11 protein-coding genes are annotated in these 18,726 nt (G+C 34.9%); all 11 read left to right on the top strand.

The features are described 5' to 3' along the window. Window positions 1-16: 16 nt before the first annotated feature. On the top strand, window positions 17-3,952 hold the full coding sequence (pglX, locus tag IPI31_00055) for a BREX-1 system adenine-specific DNA-methyltransferase PglX (protein ID MBK7566195.1): 3,936 nt from the start codon (window positions 17-19) through the stop codon (window positions 3,950-3,952). After that, the gene (locus IPI31_00050) at window positions 3,952-6,423 is read left to right on the top strand and encodes a PglZ domain-containing protein (GenBank protein ID MBK7566194.1); all 2,472 of its coding nucleotides are present in this window, start codon (window positions 3,952-3,954) and stop codon (window positions 6,421-6,423) included. Before pglX ends, IPI31_00050 begins: the two co-directional genes overlap by 1 nt. After that, a complete protein-coding gene (gene brxL / locus IPI31_00045) occupies window positions 6,420-8,501 on the top strand; it encodes a BREX system Lon protease-like protein BrxL (GenBank protein ID MBK7566193.1) in 2,082 nt (693 codons plus the stop codon). The genes IPI31_00050 and brxL overlap by 4 nt, the downstream gene beginning before the upstream one ends. A gap of 62 nt (window positions 8,502-8,563) precedes the next feature. Beyond that, the gene (locus IPI31_00040; GenBank protein ID MBK7566192.1) at window positions 8,564-8,923 is read left to right on the top strand and encodes a hypothetical protein; all 360 of its coding nucleotides are present in this window, start codon (window positions 8,564-8,566) and stop codon (window positions 8,921-8,923) included. After that, window positions 8,920-9,255, top strand: a complete 336-nt coding sequence (locus IPI31_00035; protein ID MBK7566191.1) for a hypothetical protein — start codon at window positions 8,920-8,922, stop codon at window positions 9,253-9,255. Before IPI31_00040 ends, IPI31_00035 begins: the two co-directional genes overlap by 4 nt. Before the next feature lie 10 nt (window positions 9,256-9,265). Further along, a complete protein-coding gene (locus tag IPI31_00030) occupies window positions 9,266-9,478 on the top strand; it encodes a DUF262 domain-containing protein (GenBank protein MBK7566190.1) in 213 nt (70 codons plus the stop codon). Window positions 9,479-9,680: 202 nt separating this feature from the next. Then, on the top strand, window positions 9,681-10,112 hold the full coding sequence (locus IPI31_00025) for a hypothetical protein (protein MBK7566189.1): 432 nt from the start codon (window positions 9,681-9,683) through the stop codon (window positions 10,110-10,112). A gap of 365 nt (window positions 10,113-10,477) precedes the next feature. After that, window positions 10,478-15,073, top strand: coding sequence for a hypothetical protein (locus IPI31_00020; GenBank protein MBK7566188.1), 4,596 nt, complete (start codon window positions 10,478-10,480; stop codon window positions 15,071-15,073). Further along, the gene (locus tag IPI31_00015; protein ID MBK7566187.1) at window positions 15,060-16,778 is read left to right on the top strand and encodes an AAA family ATPase; all 1,719 of its coding nucleotides are present in this window, start codon (window positions 15,060-15,062) and stop codon (window positions 16,776-16,778) included. The genes IPI31_00020 and IPI31_00015 overlap by 14 nt, the downstream gene beginning before the upstream one ends. Continuing rightward, window positions 16,779-17,924: a hypothetical protein gene (locus IPI31_00010; GenBank protein MBK7566186.1), complete on the top strand. Its 1,146-nt coding sequence runs from the start codon at window positions 16,779-16,781 to the stop codon at window positions 17,922-17,924. It abuts the gene before it with no gap. Between the two features lies 1 nt (window position 17,925). Next, window positions 17,926-18,726: hypothetical protein (locus tag IPI31_00005; GenBank protein MBK7566185.1), on the top strand; the 801-nt coding region annotated here is incomplete at its 3' end.

Here is an 18,726-nt window from a genome sequence, read left to right as displayed (position 1 = left end):
AGTTTAAGAATCAATTATGGCATTAACGAAAGTGGCACGGTCAAAAATTTTATCCTTTGTACAGGATGCCAAGAGGCTATTGATAAAAGAGGTGGAGGGGCAATTACAGCAGTATTACGGCATCCGTCCGGATGGCACTGTATTGATGATTGAACAACTGACCACGGCCGAATCGGAGATCATATACACGGCCCGTTTACTGCGCCAACGATTGGAATACTTGAAAGCCAATCTGGCCGATGAAAAAAACCAGAAAGTAGAAGCCGTGCGTCAATTGGTGAGGGAACAGGCTTTTACTATTTTAAATCGTTTTGCCAGTTTACGCATGGCCGAGGAAAGGAGGATTATTAAGGAAACAATCCGCAAAGAATATAACAGCGAAGGTTTTCAGGTATTCGACAGTATTACCGGCCAAGGACAAACAGCCACCCAGTACATACGTTACAAATGGTACCTCTATGCCATTTTTGACGAGTTGGCTCTAGACCTTCCTGCAGTATTTGACCGATACTCGCCTTATGCCCTAATCTTTCCTTCGGAGCAGGCCATGAATAAATTACTCAACATCATCAACAACGAAGGAGTGACCCTACACCGGGAAGAGGGATTGCAACCCGTTAACCTTTGGAAAGAAGATGAAACTATCGGTTGGGTGTACCAGTATTACAACAGCCGGGAAGAAATATCCGCCATGCGGGAAGCCAGTGGTGCCCCCCGAAACAGCCAGGAACTGGCAGTACGCAACCAGTTTTTTACGCCCCGTTATGTAGTACAATTTCTTACTGATAATTCTTTGGGACGTATCTGGTATGAGATGACACAGGGAAACACCGTACTAAAAACGGTTTGCCCTTACCTCATCATACAGCCCAATGAAGTATTTCTGAAGAAAGGAGAAACCAAACCGGAAAAAGCGGATGAAGAAACCCAATACATCGATTACCGAGCTATAAAAGATCCAAGGGAAATTTTGATGCTCGACCCGGCTTGTGGTTCTATGCATTTTGGATTGTATGCATTTGATTTGATGGAGCATATCTATGTGGAAGCATGGGATAATTATCCAGATTTATTGACTGACCTACGGAATATCATGACCCGCCACGCATTTGTGCAACAGATACCCGAGTTCATTATCCGCTTTAATATACATGGAGTAGATATTGACCCCCGTGCCTTACAAATAGCCGGCCTTAGCCTTTGGTTAAGGGCACAAAAAAGTTTTGACAAACAAAACCTGCCTGCTGACCAACGGCCACAGATCACCCGAAGCAACCTGGTACTGGCTGAACCTATGCCCGGAAGTGTAGAAACCCTTAGCCAGTTGGTACAGCCGCTGGAGGCCCCCATGCGTAAACTGGTATTAAGCATTTGGGAGCAAATGAAACTGGCTGGCGAACTTGGATTATTATTACGAATTGAAGAAGAGATAGATAACAAAATACAAGAGATAGCAGAAGAGTTAGCAGGTGAAAACATAAATACCCAATTAACATTGGGTGGAGAGGATGGAGAATTACAAGCTGCAGAAAAAGCAGCTTTGTATGCCACAAAAAAATACCGGGATAGTTTTTTAGACTCTGCAGAAACTGAAGTATTGAAAATACTACAGCAGCTCTCTGAGACCGCCACCAATGGCGATGCTTACCAAAAATTGTTGTTTGCTGATGATACAGCTAGAGGTTTTTCATTTATCGAACTCTGTAGGAAGAAGTACGATGTAATTGTAATGAACCCGCCATTCGGTCTTCCAACAAATAATTCCATTTCATATATTAAGCAAAATTATGTTGACAGTTATGTTGATTTGTTAGCTACATTTATTGATAGAGGCCATGAATTATGCAAGGGATATTTAGGAGCTATTACTTCTAGAAATATTTTGATAACTCCAAAATTAGAAAGAATAAGAGAAAATATAATTATTCCATGCACTTTATTCATTCTTGATCTAGGATGGCCTGTTATGGATAATGCTACCGTTCAATCTGCTGCATATATAATTAGTAATAGAAATTTAGATAATGATGATATTTATGTAATTGACAAAAAAGGAGTAAGCGAAAAAGAAAATAATTTGCAAAATGAAATAATTATTACAAATCAGCTAGAAAATACCTATTTAACACATAGATATTTTTATTACTCTACACCAAATAAAAAAATACTATATCAATTACCTATTTCATTCTTAAACCTTATTTCAAACCCGAAAAAGAAGATCTCTGATGTTGCAAATTCAAAAATGGGGCTTACATCATTTGATGATTTTAGATTTTTACGTTTATTTTTTGAAATTAATCGAAAAGAAAATAATGGATGGTATTCGTATGCAAAAGGAGGGTCCTATGCACTTTACTTCGGAGAATTGCCGCTAATGATCAATTATAAAAATGATGGGAAAGAAGTTCAAGAGGTTAACCGATTAGTGAATGGACAAACAGCGCAGGCCCGACAGTCTTCAAAATTTTATTTAATTCCAGGTGGAACATATTCCAAAAGATCAAAAGATTTTGGAGTTAGAGTTCTGCCAAAAGAATATTTATTTGCAGCTAAAGGCCCATCTATAACAAGTGCTAGTGAGGAAACATCTCCGCTATTCTTAATTGGGGTACTAAATTCTAGATTATTAAACATTTTAATAAACCTTCAAGCAAATGCTAATCAATTTGATACAGGAATAATTGACAAATTACCTTTTGCAGATTTTACTCAAAGTCAAGTTGATGAAATATGTCTATTGGTTGCAGAAGCAGTACTAAGGGTAAGAAACTATTATAGCTACTTTGAGCCAAGTACTGAATTTCAAAAACCCGCACTAATTTTTCCAATAAAAAAAGCATGGGAGTGGTATTATTCAGAATACGAAAAACTAAATAGTTTAATAAGCATAACTAATGATAGAATAAATAGCATAGTTGATAGCGCTTATGGCGTAGATTCAAATACTCTATTAGAAATATATTGGCAAAGTGAAGAAAAAGGAGATGAAGCTTTTTTAGAAAAACCTCTAAGGGATTTCTTAACAAAGCCTGATGAGGTTCAAATAGCAAAGGATTATTTTTCATTTTTTATAGGATTGTGTTTCAACCGGTATCAATTAGATAAATTACAAAGCCACAATTATTTATTAAGCGATCCTTTTGAAAATTTTCAATTATCGGTCAATTCAGCTAGAGAGGCGCATGAAGATAATGGTGGAGATATGTTATTTGATGAAAAAAAGTTATTAAAAAATCTAAAGTCATTAATAGTAAAACTATTTGACGATAAAAATTATACTAATTTATGTGATATCCTTATGGTAACAGAAGTTGATCAATATTTTACTAGAAGTTTCTTTGTTGATCATTATATTAAGTACACAAATAGTAAAAGGGAAGCTCCAATATATTGGCCCATTTCAACCGCTTCCGGTAGTTATACAATCTGGATCTACTATCCCAAATTGAATGATCAAGCCCTGTATAAAATAGTCAGTGATTTTATCATTCCTAAAAAAGAGGAAGTATCAGAAGATGTCAAAAAACTCGAGTTAAATTCACAATTGGATAATTTTGGGAAAAAGCAACTACTTGAACTTCAGGACTTGTTGCATGAATTACAGGTGATGGAGAAAGAGTTGACAGAAGTTGCGGAATTACCATACAAACCGAACCATGATGATGGGGTATTAATCACGGCCGCCCCCCTCCATAAATTCTTCCGTCACAGCAAATGGCGTAAATCTACCGAAGATTGCTGGAAGACCCTGCAAAAAGGCGATTACGATTGGGCACATTTGGCCTACAGCATTTGGCCGGATAGGGTTACTAAAAAATGTAAGAAAGACCTGAGTATGGCAATTGCTCATGGGTTGGAAGATATCTGCGAGGTAAAACCCAAGGAGAAACAAGCAAAAAAAGCAGCTAAACCAAAAAAGAATGCTTCACAAGGAAAACTGATTGATTAATGATACGGGAATTTATAATTGAACATTTTAAGAAAAAACTGAAGGACCTGCCTGCATTGGTCATTTACGATCCCGACCAACGGTATAGAGAGATATTGGTAGATATGGCGGATGAAAATACCCGTGTATTTGATATCAACCATAATGTATTAACCATCCGGGAAGAGGCCATCTCTTACTATACAACCGAGCTGTCGGAGGATAACAAATCAAGGATGTTGGTATATGTTCCCTTTGCAGCACCGCTTACCCGGCAGGAGCAGTTAATGGATCCGTTCTATATTTTTTCCTTTGGGGGTTCAGTATTTCCCAATGATGCGGCCGATAAATTTGAAAATTTATGTAAAGCCTGCTTTGCCGATAAAGAACAAAAAATAACGGAGTTGTTTGCACAGGAAGTCCCCGACTTTGATACATTGGATGCCCTGGGTGGCGGTAATACCTGGGCCAAGTTGCAAACCCTTACAGGTGGTAAATCAGAAAAAGAAATAATACTTGCATTGCTGGCACCAACTGTCAAACAACAGGAAGGTTTAACCAAAGACAAAACCTGGTACAAGGAATATAAAGACATAGCCAGTTTGATTGGGTTGCAAATCAAAGAGAAAAACTATGCAGCCTTGCAGAATGAATTATGGCGTTTTTTACTCTTCAGTGAATTTGTTTTTGATCTTCCGATTGAATTACCAGTTACACTAAAAAATATACCAATGGCTAGATCTGCAGCCAGGCCATTGGTAATGGCGATTTGCAAATCTTTACGCAACAACAAAAACTGCGAAGACCTGTATATTGAAAAAGCAGAAGATGCTGCCAACCAATTGGGCCTGGCAGATATGTTCAAGAACGAACACGAACTGGGAGTGATTATCACCTTTGCTTTTGAGGACAATACCTATTTCTATCATTTTACAGATCTGTTAATCAAACGTAAAATAGATGGTGCCAAAGAGATCATTGCACGTATTAAAGAGAATATTTGGTTACACCATGATGAAGAAAGAAGAAGGTACTGGAAGATGGCCGAGTTGGGATTAGGATTGATACAATTGGCATCAGAAAAGACAAAAACTTCCACTTCGTTAAAAACAGCGATTGATCAATACGCCCAAAATGGTTATAAAATTGATCAACTTCAAAGGCGATTTGAAAAAATAGCTATTGAAGTATTGCAAGACAATACGGCGCTGACAGATTTGAAACAATCGGTAAGAAAGGAATACTCGAAATACACCGAAAAAAACCAAAAACAATTTCAGGAACTGGTGCAAAAAGAACATTGGCCGGTTGAAGGGTTGCTTTGCAATATACAAGTATTTGCAAAACATATTCAGCCATTACTCAAATCAAAAACCAAAACGGCCTATCTGTTTGTAGATGCTTTGCGGTTTGAACTAGCGAAAGAACTGGAAGAGAATATTGAAAAGTATTTCATCGTTCAGGTGACAACATCCTGTGCTTTCTTACCCACAGTTACCAAGTTTGGGATGGCGGCTTTATTACCAGAAGCAGAAAAAGAATTGACCTTAAAAGAACATAAGGGAAGCTTGGAAGCTTTTATAGGGGATAAGGCTTTGTTGTCCCTCACACAAAGAAGAGATTATTTAAAAGAAAAATTGGGCGATCTCTGTGATATCATTACACTCGATAAATTAGTTTCTTCAACAATCCCAGATACGGACCTACTGATTGTCACCACCAACGAGATTGACAATGCCGGTGAAAATATGGCCAGTAATGCCTTATTAGCAATGCAACAGGCATCGCAGAACCTGATTAAAGGCTTAAACTTGCTTAAGCAAAAGGGTTATGAAAAGATAGTCATAGCTACCGATCATGGTTTTGTACTTCACCCAATCTTTCAGTCTGGTGATAATGTAAGTAAACCCGCTGGTGATTGGTTGATGTCAAAATCAAGGTCTTTGGCAGGTTCAGGAGCAACTCCGGATTATGCAATTGGGTTTATTCCTGCAGAAATCGGAGTAAAATCAGATGCCAAAAACTTTGTGTTTCTGAAGAATTATGCAGTTTTTGAAAAAAACACCACGTATTTCCATGAAGGTATTTCTTTGCAAGAGAGTATAGTTCCGGTGATGGTATTGACGGCACATAAAACAAAAAAAGACAAGACGGTACAGGTGAATGTTTCCTACAAAGGAAAAACAACGGGTAATATAACCACCAGAACACCATTTATGGAAATCTCTTGTTTTATTCAAGGTGAGTTAGGGTTTGAACCTATTGCTATTAGAATGGAAGCTCTTGCTAATGACGAGATAGTTGGCAAATCAGGTTTCAGTGAGTATGTAAATGAGGTTTCCAATTTATTGGAGATTGTCCCCGGTCAAGCTTACAAAATACCATTGGAGATGAATACCGATTTTGAAGGCAGTTTCGAGGTGAGGCTTTCTGATCCTGTTACCAATAAAACATACGCATCTATTACTTTACAAACAGACTATATATCATGAGTGATAATTTAGATAAAAAATTAAACGAAGTCTTTGCTGGCAAAGTTGTCAGAAAAGATCTGGTTCATCATATAAAGAAAGCAGCCAATGTGCCGTCATTTGTGCTTGAGTTTTTGCTTTCTAAATATTGTGCAACGGATGATCCAAATGAAATTGAATCAGGAAAGAAAGCAGTGTTGGAGGTAATTGAATCCAACTATGTTCGACCTGATGAATCAAACAGTGCACAATCAAAAGTACAGCAGTTGGGCCGCCATAAGTTCATAGATAAAATTCACGTTAAATACCATGAAAAGGAACGACGCCACTGGGCTGAAATGGAGAATTTCGGTTCAAAAAGAATTGCTATTAGTGAGAAATTTTATAGGGAAAATGGGAAATTATTAGAAGGTGGAATGTGGGCGGAAATTACACTTGCACATAATGAAATAGAAGAAGATGATTACGCCTTTTATGTGGAGGATTTAAGACCAATTCAATTGGCTCGATTTAACGAGACTATCTATTTTGAAGGAAGAAAACAATTTACAAGGGATGAATGGATTGATGTGATTCTCAAAAGTGTTGGTTTAAATCCTGAAATAATGGATAATCCACCACCCGAAATCAAAGCTAAATTTCCATCTGGCTTTAGGTTGAAAATGCATTTTCTTTCGAGACTTATCCCAATCGTTCAGAACAATTTTAATTTTATTGAACTTGGTCCCAGGGGTACTGGGAAATCATATTTCTATTCCGAATTTTCACCATATTCTACTTTATTAAGTGGAGGCCAAGCAAGCACTGCAACCTTGTTGTATAATAATAGAAAAGAACAAGTTGGTGCTGTAGGCTTTTGGGATAACATAGCATTTGATGAAGTGGGAAATATGAAAATAAAAGATAGCGATACAATCCAAATCATGAAGGATTATATGGCTAACGGAAGGTTTTCGAGGGGTAAAGAAGTAATTGCCAATGCAAGTTTTTCTTTTGTTGGAAATATCGACCAATCAATTGATCAACTTGTAAATTCCTATGAACACAACTTGTTTGTTACCCTACCCAAAGCATTTGATTTGGCGATACAGGATCGTTTCTATTTTTACTTGCCGGGTTGGGAAATCCCCAAAATGGATAATAAATTTTTCACTCAAAGTTTCGGGTTAATAACCGATTATATGGCCGAGGCTTTTCATTATATGTTTAAGCACAATAAAGACTATGTTGACATAGTTGGGAGAAGGCTAAAGTTGGGACCTAATGTGCAAGGTAGAGATGAATCAGCAATTAGAAAAACGGTTACTGCGTATATCAAATTAATCCACCCGGCAGGGGATCCATCAGAGGAAGAATTTAATCAACTTGTTGAATTTGCTATTGAAGGCAGAAGAAGAGTAAAAGAGCAAATGAATAAAACCAAACCCGATGATGAATTTGCATTAATTGATCTTTCATATTTTAAAACTGACGGTACAGAAGTGATTGTCTATTGTCCGGAAAGTAAGAATGCTAAAGCAACACAAAACCCACGTAAAACAGAGGCAACCAAGTCTTCAACTAGTGAGGAGAATGCCCAAGATGAAATTGTGAATACAAGTATATTGTTGAATCAAAATAAATCATTAGAGGAGAAAAGAATAAAAGTGCTTTATGGTGATACAGGTTACGGATATGAATCATTATTCTATGATTATTTAGTTGGGGCAACTGAAATAGTTTTAGAGGATGCATATATCAGACAAAAGCATCAAATTAATAATTTTCTTCGCCTTTGCGAAATCATTGTTAAAATTGGTAGTTGTAAGAAGCTCACATTAATTACCAGCGCCGATGATGAAGAACAAAAAAAGGAAAACATTTTAGTATTTGACCAAATTGCCAATAGTCTTTTTGATTACGAAATTGAGTTTAGAACTGAGTTCAGCGATGTGCTACATGACAGAGAACTTAAAATGAATCATGGCTGGAATATTAAAATGGGTAGAGGATTGGATTATTTTCAATCATTAGGCGGGAATTTTTTCCAAGTTGGAACAAATGATTTGGATTTGAGGCCATGTTTGGAAACGAGTTTTGATTTTTATAGAGTGAAATAAATATTTGATTTAGTAAACTTAATTAAAATACAGAATTCAGGAACAATTAAAAATTATTTAATATGTGTCAATTTGATTATCAAGAAAGTTTAACTTTTCTGCAGGTTCTGTTAATTGCGTTGATTCCCGCAGCAATCACAGGTGTAATATCATATTTAGCACTACGTCATAAGCTTTCCGTCTATAAAAGAGATACAATGGCTGAACGAACGGCAAAACATTTTTTAAAACACAAAGGGTATACGGATCGGTCATTTGATACATTGAAAAAACATTTAGGTGGATGGGATAATGATCCGGATGAGTTGAGGAGAATTTTAGTTAGAGCAGGGGCAATCCGCACTTTCCGAAATGATAAAGAATGGTGGATCTTATTAAATAGGATGTCTGAAAAAATCGAAAAGAAAAATGCTGGAAAATGAAAGAAAAAAATATTTATATTCCTCTTTGGCAAAAATACAAACCGGTAATTCTTACAATGATGAGAAAAGCTTTAGATACACCATGTGAATATCAACTTTCTAAATATGAGTTTGAAGCGATAGGTGAACGGATAAAGGCAGGATATGCATTCAAGCTGGAATTTGCAAATGGTAGAGTAATAAACAATATTGAGGGGACAGCTGTAGCGAGAGATTTAGTTCAAGTTCTGAAAGCCTCAAATACTGCAAATATTCTTTTGAAAGAAAACAATTATAAAATTAACATGGGGAAAGATTTTAAAATTAAAATTGTACAATTTCATAAATTTTAATATAAGTAAAATGCAAATTAACTCTAAGGACCTTAATCTTTTTCAGCTGTTGAGCATTCAGTCTGAACAATTTCTTATTCCGAGCTATCAACGCAGATATGCTTGGGAACACAATCAAATAGCAGCATTATTTGAGGATATTGATATGCTAAAAGAGGATGATGGACATTTATTTGGGATGCTCCTATTGCACATTAGAATAAATACCTCAAACCCAACTTAATATTGTATAAATGTAAAAGAATAACTGCCAATAACAAAAGATTTATGAAAAAGTGTTTGGTCTGAATTGATTAATTGACAGTATCTGCTGAAAATCACACAAACAATTACTTCATAAATCTATTAGACGTCCTGACTATTTTAATATATGATGACGATAAAATAACTAAAATTCATATTGAGGAATAAACCCAACAATAATTATGGCAAGCGAATATAATATAAAAGCAGTTATCAGAGAAAAATTTGGACTTGATATTTCCGGAAGAGCCATGAAAATATTTATAGCTGAATATCAAATCAAAGGTGAAGATTTTGTTCAGACTAAGCAAAGGATTAGGGGTGATTGGAATGCTTTTTATGATTTTCTATTAAAAAGAACAGATATACCACTTAGCTTCAACTCTAATCAAGAATTATTAAATCAATACCTTGAGGAAATTGATTTCGTAGGGCGCACAATAGTTAGTATGAAAAATTATTCAGTAGGGAATTCCAAAATTAAGGAGGCACTTCCTGAAATGATAAAAATATATAATGACTACCAAATAAAAATAATACAGTTAGCCAAATTAATGAATTTGCCTGACAACTTTGCTTCATCAAGAATTAAATCAAGACACCTTAAAAACTGATAAAAAAATGAAATAAATTAGTCGGACTGATTTGAAAGCAAATTTAAAGACATTATATACGCGGCAGATATCATGTAGATACGGATAAATATGACCAAAATATTCACACTATACAGCTTGTCTTAATTTTCCTATATTTGTCCATGTTAGGTAAGTTAAGAATAAACAGACATAAAGTCAGTTTTGGGAGAGGAAAGGGAGCCTTCGAGTAATGCATTAATTGAAAGTAAAAATATATTACAAGCACTTAAAAATAAATTTAATCAGATTACACAATCGATTCACAATGGCAGGATGAATTTTGTAGCAAATAGGATAAATAAATTTTGGTTTTTAAATGAAAAATAAAATTCAATTACATCGACATGCAATTAAAATTACCGAAACCAAATCACGAGTATAAAGCAATCCTAAAGGATTACTGGGGAGTTGATGTAGATAAGGATGAATTAATAGGGAAATATTCTCAATCAAAAAACGGGACACAAGGTTTTTTTTCTAATTGCACAACAATTGATGGTAAACCGTTGAAGTATCCTGATGATAAATTTCCTTTACGCATTTTGATATGGGCTAATCCTCTTAAAATGCTAAAACCTGGAGGGAGATACAAATTTAAAATTCAGTTTGCAGCGTTAGACAAGAGAATACAATTGAATCCTTTCTTGTTAGTAACTCAAAGAGATTGCGTTATTGGACTTGATGGTATAAATAGTTTAGAAAAACATCAACCTTTAAATAGTAGTGCAGAATCAAAAGATATTTCGAGTTTAGATTCTGTCATTAATGATATTTATAGTGAAAAGCTCAAGCAAAATAATCCGTATAATGTAATTGACATTGCCGAGGCAGTTGAGGCTTTGGCTATTGATATTTACTCAGAAAATAAAAGATTTATCTATGAGTTAATTCAAAATGCAGATGATGCGGCAGTTGTAGATCAATCAGAATTGATGATTGAAGTAAAATCTGGTTTCGTTGTTTTGTCTCACAATGGTAAACCATTTGATGAAAGAGATTTGAGGGGTTTATGTGGCATTGGAAGAGGAGCAAAGAGAGATGACGAAGATAAAACAGGATATAAAGGTATTGGTTTTAAATCAGTTTTTGGCCAGCAGGATGGATTGGTATATGTAAAAACAAATGACCTTTTATTTAGATTTGATAGGAATTACATACTACAAAATGGATGGAACCCAATATGGGGTATTCAGAAAAACTGGGAAAAAGCTAATCAAACAAAGTTTAAATCCCCGTGGCAGCTAATTCCAATATTGTCAAATTCTACAAACACCGCTGATGTTGATCTGATATTGAACTCTGAGGAATTTACTGTAAAAACAGCAATTAAAATTCGAGATGAAAGCGAATTGGCTAGTGACATTAATGAACTTTTTTCGGATGCACGATTCCTCTTATTCCTACGCAAAATATACAAGGTTACTTTAGTTTATGGTTCTCAAAAATTATGCATCAAAAAGGAATCTGATGATGATATTCCTGGCATACTTTCACTTTATAAAAATGATAATAATATTTCCAACTGGTATTTAAGGACAGGTAGTTACAATATTCCTCCGGATATAAAGAAGGAATTACAGGAGGATATTAAGTCACCAAAAAAGTTGCAGGAAATGATTCGTGCCGAATTATCCTTTGCTTTTAAATTAGAGACCGATCTAAAGTCCATTATTCTATTGCCCAGCAACGAAAGCTGCATTTTCACATACCTTCCAACATCTGTAAGCGAATTTGGATTCCCGTTTCTTGTTAATAGTAATTTCTTGGTGGATGCGGGTAGAGAAAAATTGCATAAAGACCGAATATGGAACAAATGGCTTTTTAAAGTTATTGGTTGGGAATTAATCAAATGTTGTGCGGAATTTGCAGCATCAGTTGATTTCAAAAAGGACTACCTAAAAATTCTATTAAGTGACTATTTGCAGGAAACAGACCCACTAAAAAAATGGTTTAATGAAGGCTTGAAGATTGGGTTTGAAAAAGTGGCTTTCATTCTTAATAACAAGAATCAGCTTGTTAAGATTTCAGATATCATAATTGACGAAGTAGAAATATTAACTGAGAAAATTATTCCAATACAATTTATTACCCAGTTTATTAATTCTAATTCCGGTTTGCTTAGAATTACCGAACAGAATATTTTGCAAGTATTTACCGGTTCTGATAAGTTGAAACATTTTGGGGCAAAGACTTTCTCTCAATCTGATTTAAAAATATTTCTTCAATCAGAACCTTTTCTTTCCAACCATCAAATTGATTGTAATTATAGTTTACTAAAATATTTAAAGCAGCTCGATACAAACGACTTTAGTGGTGAGTGGAATTACATTATCAGGAATAATACTTTTATTTTTTCAAATGAAAATACCCTTGAAAAAATACCTTTGGTTTGTTTCCCTGTAACAGCATTTGTAACTGAGTTTGGATCAGAAAATACACTAATAGACCAAGAGCTTTATAATTCCATTTCAGATGATTCAGATATAATCGATTGGTTAAAATTATTTGGTGTTAAGGAGCCTTCTGAAATAGCTTACTTGGAAAAAGAAATTATAGGCAAAATTGATTCCTGTATTAATGACGAAAACTACCAGGATGTTACCGAGTTTATTTTAAAATTACATGCTGCAAAGGAAATCGAGGTAGTACATTATAATGGGCTGAGAGATTTACCACTGAAATCAAATAATGGCTGGTCTAAAGCAAAGGATTGTTTTCTACCTGCTGCCTATAACCCGGTTATTGATTTTTCATCAAATATCAATGGCCTTACTACTGTTTCGGCAGAGTATGTTGGTAGGTATAATGCCTATGAGTGGAAAACCCTATTTGTCGCAATTGATGTCGCAGATGATATAAATATACTAACCAATTATAAAATACAAAATACGGATGATGAATTTGGTGGTCCGTTTTTTACTGCTGCCGTTGAATATGGGAAAGAGGGGCACACATATCCACACTTGGTAAATACTAACCTTCCTCAGAACTATCCTGCTTATATTACCTATTTCTCTTTCCTAACCAAAACAACTCAATTTAAATTTTCCTCAATATTTTGGGAGAGATTGATTTCAAAATATAGCCTTTCAATTGAGCCCAATTTGACAATGTATAATAGTCATGGACCCAAGCGTGAAGCAAGGGTTTATAAATTAAATTCAACAGTTCTTAAATCAATTGACTTAATGCGTTGGGGGCACTTTGAAAGTAATAGAGTTTGCATCCCTTCATTTATATTTTGGCATCTCAAGTCAAAACAATGTATTCCTACGAATAAGAAAAATTGTCTTTTGGCTTCTGATGTTTTTGCCAATTCGGATAAGATAATAGAATTGGGTGGTGAATACATTCCGATTATCCAGGTTCCTAAAGTTCTTTCTAAAGAGTGGATACAATTAATTGGTTTGAAATCAAAATTGACATTAGCAGATATGCTAAACATACTCTCTTCAATTAACAATGACACGAATGAGAAAGGATTTTTTAAAAGAGACAATATTAGGAGAGTAGGCTTGTTGTATAACGAAATTATTAATGGTCTAAATGAATTGACAATTCAGGAAGAAAAGGAAATCAAAGATTGGGCGAAAAAAAGTAAATTCTTATGTAATGATTTTGTTTCGAGAAAAAACTCGGAAGTAATTTGGTTGAGAATTGAAGGTTTTAATGAATATAATGATAAAATACCATCCATATTAATTCCTAAAAACGTAAATTTAGATGATAAAGTAGAAAAGTTATTTTCATTATTTCGGGTTCCGATAGTTGACAAATGTGATTATAAAGTAAAAGAGGAAAAAGAAGATGTAAAACTATCAATCAAAATATTAGAGTTTCTACCAGCACTGTCATTAATACTTCGATCAAGAATGAAGATTAAGGTCGAAGAAGATTATCTCAGCAAAGCATATAAAAGTGTTGAAAATTTCAAGTTCTACATTTGTAAAGAGATTCTTTTGATTTTAAATTATGGAGATATTGAAATTAAAGGTTCAAGTGTAAAATATTATTTATCAGACGAAGGGTTTTATTTTACAAATAGCTGGCAAAATCCACTTGAACGATTTAATATATCACATTATTTAACATCTTTCTTAAAGTGTAATGGATTGGAACAGGAAATCCAATTACTCTTGGAGCTTTCTGATTATCAAGTAAACGAGTATCTTGAATCGGTCGGCCTCAGTTTAGAAATGGTTAAGTCCTTACCCATTTACGCCGCAATTCAGGAAAAAGTTATTTCTTTAAAAGAATCGATTCGCCCAAGCAAGTCAAGCCAAGCTAATTCATCAGCTCAATTTGGTGACTCCGAGGAAGAAGACAATTCGGCAAAAGAGAATAATCAGGATGCTGGCCAAAAAAAGGATAAGGATGAAACTGAATATGATTTCATAAAAGAAGTTGAAAACTTTATTAGCTCCGAGTTAGAGAATACTGAATGGGCTGAACACATTCCGGAATTGAAAAACATTTTGGAACTTTCTAAAAGCCACCCAAAGGAAAAGCAGAAATTATACAATTTAATTGCGAAGTTGAAGTTAGCTAAGGCGACAATAATTCAATTTGATACAGCAGACAAGGACTTTAACCAGTTAATAAACGAAAACGAAAAGTATTTTGTACATAGTGCAAGAGGTTCATTTGCGTATATACATACGAATGAAATCTTACGAATGCGAGATGAAGGGTTTAAAATGGCATTGGATTTTGGCACAAAGACACCAATAAAAATATACCAAACGGCTGAAGAAATATTGAGTCTGAACACAAGTCATTTGCTTGCTTATCAATATGAAAAAACGATGGAAGATTTATTTGATTTCTGCGAACATAATCGAGATGCAAATAAACACCTGCTGGTGATTGATAGAGATAATTCCAGGAAGAAATCAAATGACATATTTAAACTACTAAACCCTGAAGATGATTATCAATAGTAATAAACACCAAAATCTTATTCAGGATGAATTAACCTATCAAACAAATGAGTTTGAAAAGCTACTTAGGAAACAAGCTGCTAAAATGTTTGTTGATGGTCAACTGTATTTATGCCGTTACCAGGGTTTTGATGAAGCGAGGGGTAATCTGATTGTTAAGTTTGATCATAAGATATGTTTACCTCCAAGAAAAAACGAGCACTTTCAGTGTTTCGTTTCCGAGATGCAGAACGATGCGGTGAGAAATTGGGGCGGTTTAACCTACAAAGATTTAAGAACAAAAGTTAATGCACAATTTGAATCAAAAACGGTTTTCTTCACTTATGAAAAGGATCACTCCATTGTTGGCTTGTCCGGTGTAAAGGTTGAAGATGTCGAAAAATATCAGAAGGATGCATTGGTATTTTTAGCACCCACCGACCCACCACTAAATTATCTATTGAATCTTCTAAATTTCTTAAAGGAAACACCTGCAAATTCAAATGAGATATTGTCCTTAGATATTAATGAAGCAAAATGGAAACCTATACCATTAGTTGTCAATGAAGATATTGTAACAAACATTCAAACCGATTTAATTCAAAATGAAATAATCATCATACAAGGTCCACCCGGCACAGGTAAAACGTATCTGATGTCACAACTTTGTAGTGCCTTTTTAAAAACAGATTACAGGATATTAGTAACTGCTCTAACCAACAGGGCTTTAGTTGAATTGGCAGAAAAAGAGCATCTGAAAACAGGATTAGCAGAAGGTAAAATATTTAAATCAGCTCTGACTGCCGATGAATCAAAGAACAAGAAAATAAGAGGTATAAAGGCTTTTAAAAGCATTAGTCAACAGAAGCCTCAAATGTTATTGTCTACCTACTACATCATGTCTCAGATTGCTTCAAAGGCAATGGTTGATGATCATTTTGATTACATTATTATCGAAGAAGCAAGTCAGGCGTTTTTATCTACGATTGCATTAGCGAGAAAGCTGGGTAAGAAATGTATAATCATAGGCGACATAAAACAGCTTGAACCTATTTTTCATAAAGAATATGCACCTGAGGACATCAACAATTACCACTGGATGGTTTGCGGCCTAAAAGCGATAAGTTACTATTTGCCAAATACAAAGCAATACATACTTACCGATTCATACCGGCTAACACAAAACAGTGTTGATGCAACTAACTCTTTTTATTCTGGGATGTTAAAGAGCAAATCAGATGCCCAGCTCCCATTGAACTTCAGTCAGTTTCCATTGCTAAAAAATACATTCCAAACTAATGGGGGTACTTCATTAAAGATGTTTGAATTACCAGATGGTCGAATACCTTCAGGCGAGTGCTCTAAATTTATTGTTGAATTGGTTAATGAGTTAAAGCAATATAATGCTAAAGCTGAAATCGCTGTATTGGCATTTAACCGGGATACAATTCGTTTTCTACAAAAAGAGATTTTTTCCAAATGCTCAAATACAGAAGATGTATTGGTAGAAACGATAGACAGAATACAAGGCTTAACAACAGACTTCTGTATTTTCTTCATACCAACTGAAAGCATACCGTTTGCATTACAAATAAACAGGTTTAACGTAGCTACTTCCAGAGCCAGGCTTTGCACATTGCTTATCGCAGACAAAGACATACTTCACTTTACAACGATTTCGGAAGAGGTGTCAAACTATTTTAAACTTATCCTAAATATTAGTTGAATGTATTTCATCACAGAACAAGACCCTAACTATTCGATAAAAGGTTCCCGTGATCCATTGGGATTTCAGGTGGTTTGGCAAGCGGCTGGCAGAAAGCTCATACCATATCTTTCAACAGTATCAGGTAGTATTAAAGATTTTCAAATTTTGTGTTTGGCCTATGCGTTAAAAAAGGAATTAAAAATTGAAGACAAACAGTTTGAACCTTTCTTTTTGCGTTTTGAGCAGATGATGGCGTACACTCGTTATAAAAGCTATCAAAAAGAAGGATTTAACGGAGTAGATAAAGTAAGAAAGTTGATGTCCGGCAACCCGGCATCTGTGAGAATTTCATCAGCAATAGCTGACCAGCTATTATCAAATCAAAAAGCATACGGTATATGGGGTAAATACAACAGCCCATTTTCAGAAATGAGGCTTACAGAAATGCCAGAATATTCAAATGTCTATATTCCTAAAGTTTTAAATAATGATGCATTTCTTCGCCAGGCCACTTTACTGAGTAAAAAAAGAGATGCTCAACCTGCATATATTGAATCTGATAAAATGGATGAATGGTCAGATTTTTTGCAAAAGCCGTCAGGTACCGAGAAGAAGCTATTTATAGAAAAACTTTTGGATGATACTTGCGGCAAAGAATTATTGAATCAGATTGATAATAACCCTGATTTCAGAGACCTTAGTTTTTACGAACTCATTCAGGCATTAACCGATGCAAGCAGTAACTCAAACTTTAAAGCTATACTGGGCTACATTGCAAATACAGAAAAAGTTATCTGCCCCTTGAACAGAATATTTAGATACCTACAAACTAAATCCTACTGGAAGAATGAAGAAATAGAAACTGATCCTTATATCAAAAATTGGAGGTCAACATTTGAATCCAAAGGTTTTGATGAAACTACAAGGTCACTTGCCACACTTTTAACTCTCAGTAACTATGAATTGGTATTAGGTCTGGTTAAGCGGAATGAGGAAGTTGCCGCAAGGCGTAATTCTGCTGCTTGGATGCAGTTCACAGAGAAAGGCTTGGAAGTAAACCATTTTGAGGGTGCTTTTTTCAGAGAAGAATACGACCCTGAAACACAAAACGATTTCAATTATTTCTTTTCCACTTTTATCTCTTTACACAAACAGCTCAATTAAGATGGAAAGAATAATTCTGAGGGATCATATCAAAGAAGCTATCAAGAATAGAAAAGTAATTGCTGCTGTTTTTCATACTTTTAATTTCGACCCTTTATTTTTTGAGAATTTCGTGATGCCCTTATTTGTCCCCGGTAAAGATTTCAGGGATGAAGCTATTTACAACAAAATTTTATGGCGGTACTGTGCTAAAGAAAACCTGATTCCACCGGTGGCAGTATTCTGTGATTATTATGCCAAGGACAATACACAGGCTCCCACATTAGGGTACGACATCTATTGCTTGAAAGTTCCATCTGCTATCGGTGCAATCTGCAATTTTCATCCTAAACATATTTTCATTCTGGTTGAAGATGAAAACAGAAATCGAACACTTCTTTTTATTACTGGTTCCGGTAATTTAACTCCAACAGGTTGGTGCGATAATTTTGAATGTTTTTCTGTATTAGAATTAAAACCAACTAAAAATCATCCGAATAGATCATCAACAAACGGCCTTCAGGATTATATTTCTGAAATTGGAAAAATAGTAGGCTTACAAAATCTTCTGCCAGCAGAAGAAATAATTCATGAGTTTTTAAGGTATGTTGATTTTGATTTAGCTTATTACAATAGTCTTACTTCTCCTTTCATCGATTTTTTGGAACAGCAAAGTATATTCTCAGGTGATAATATCTCAGAGGTTGAAATAATTTCCCCTTATTTCAGCAACGATACAAAATTAATTGAGCAGCTTCAATCCAAAGGTGTAAAGAGAATAAAATGCCTGATACCAACCCTTCGTTCCAATGAGATTTTACTG

The organism is Bacteroidota bacterium (genome assembly GCA_016706865.1).
In the GTDB taxonomy this organism is placed as follows: domain Bacteria; phylum Bacteroidota; class Bacteroidia; order Chitinophagales; family BACL12; genus UBA7236.
This window is presented reverse-complemented; position numbering and strand designations above follow the sequence as displayed.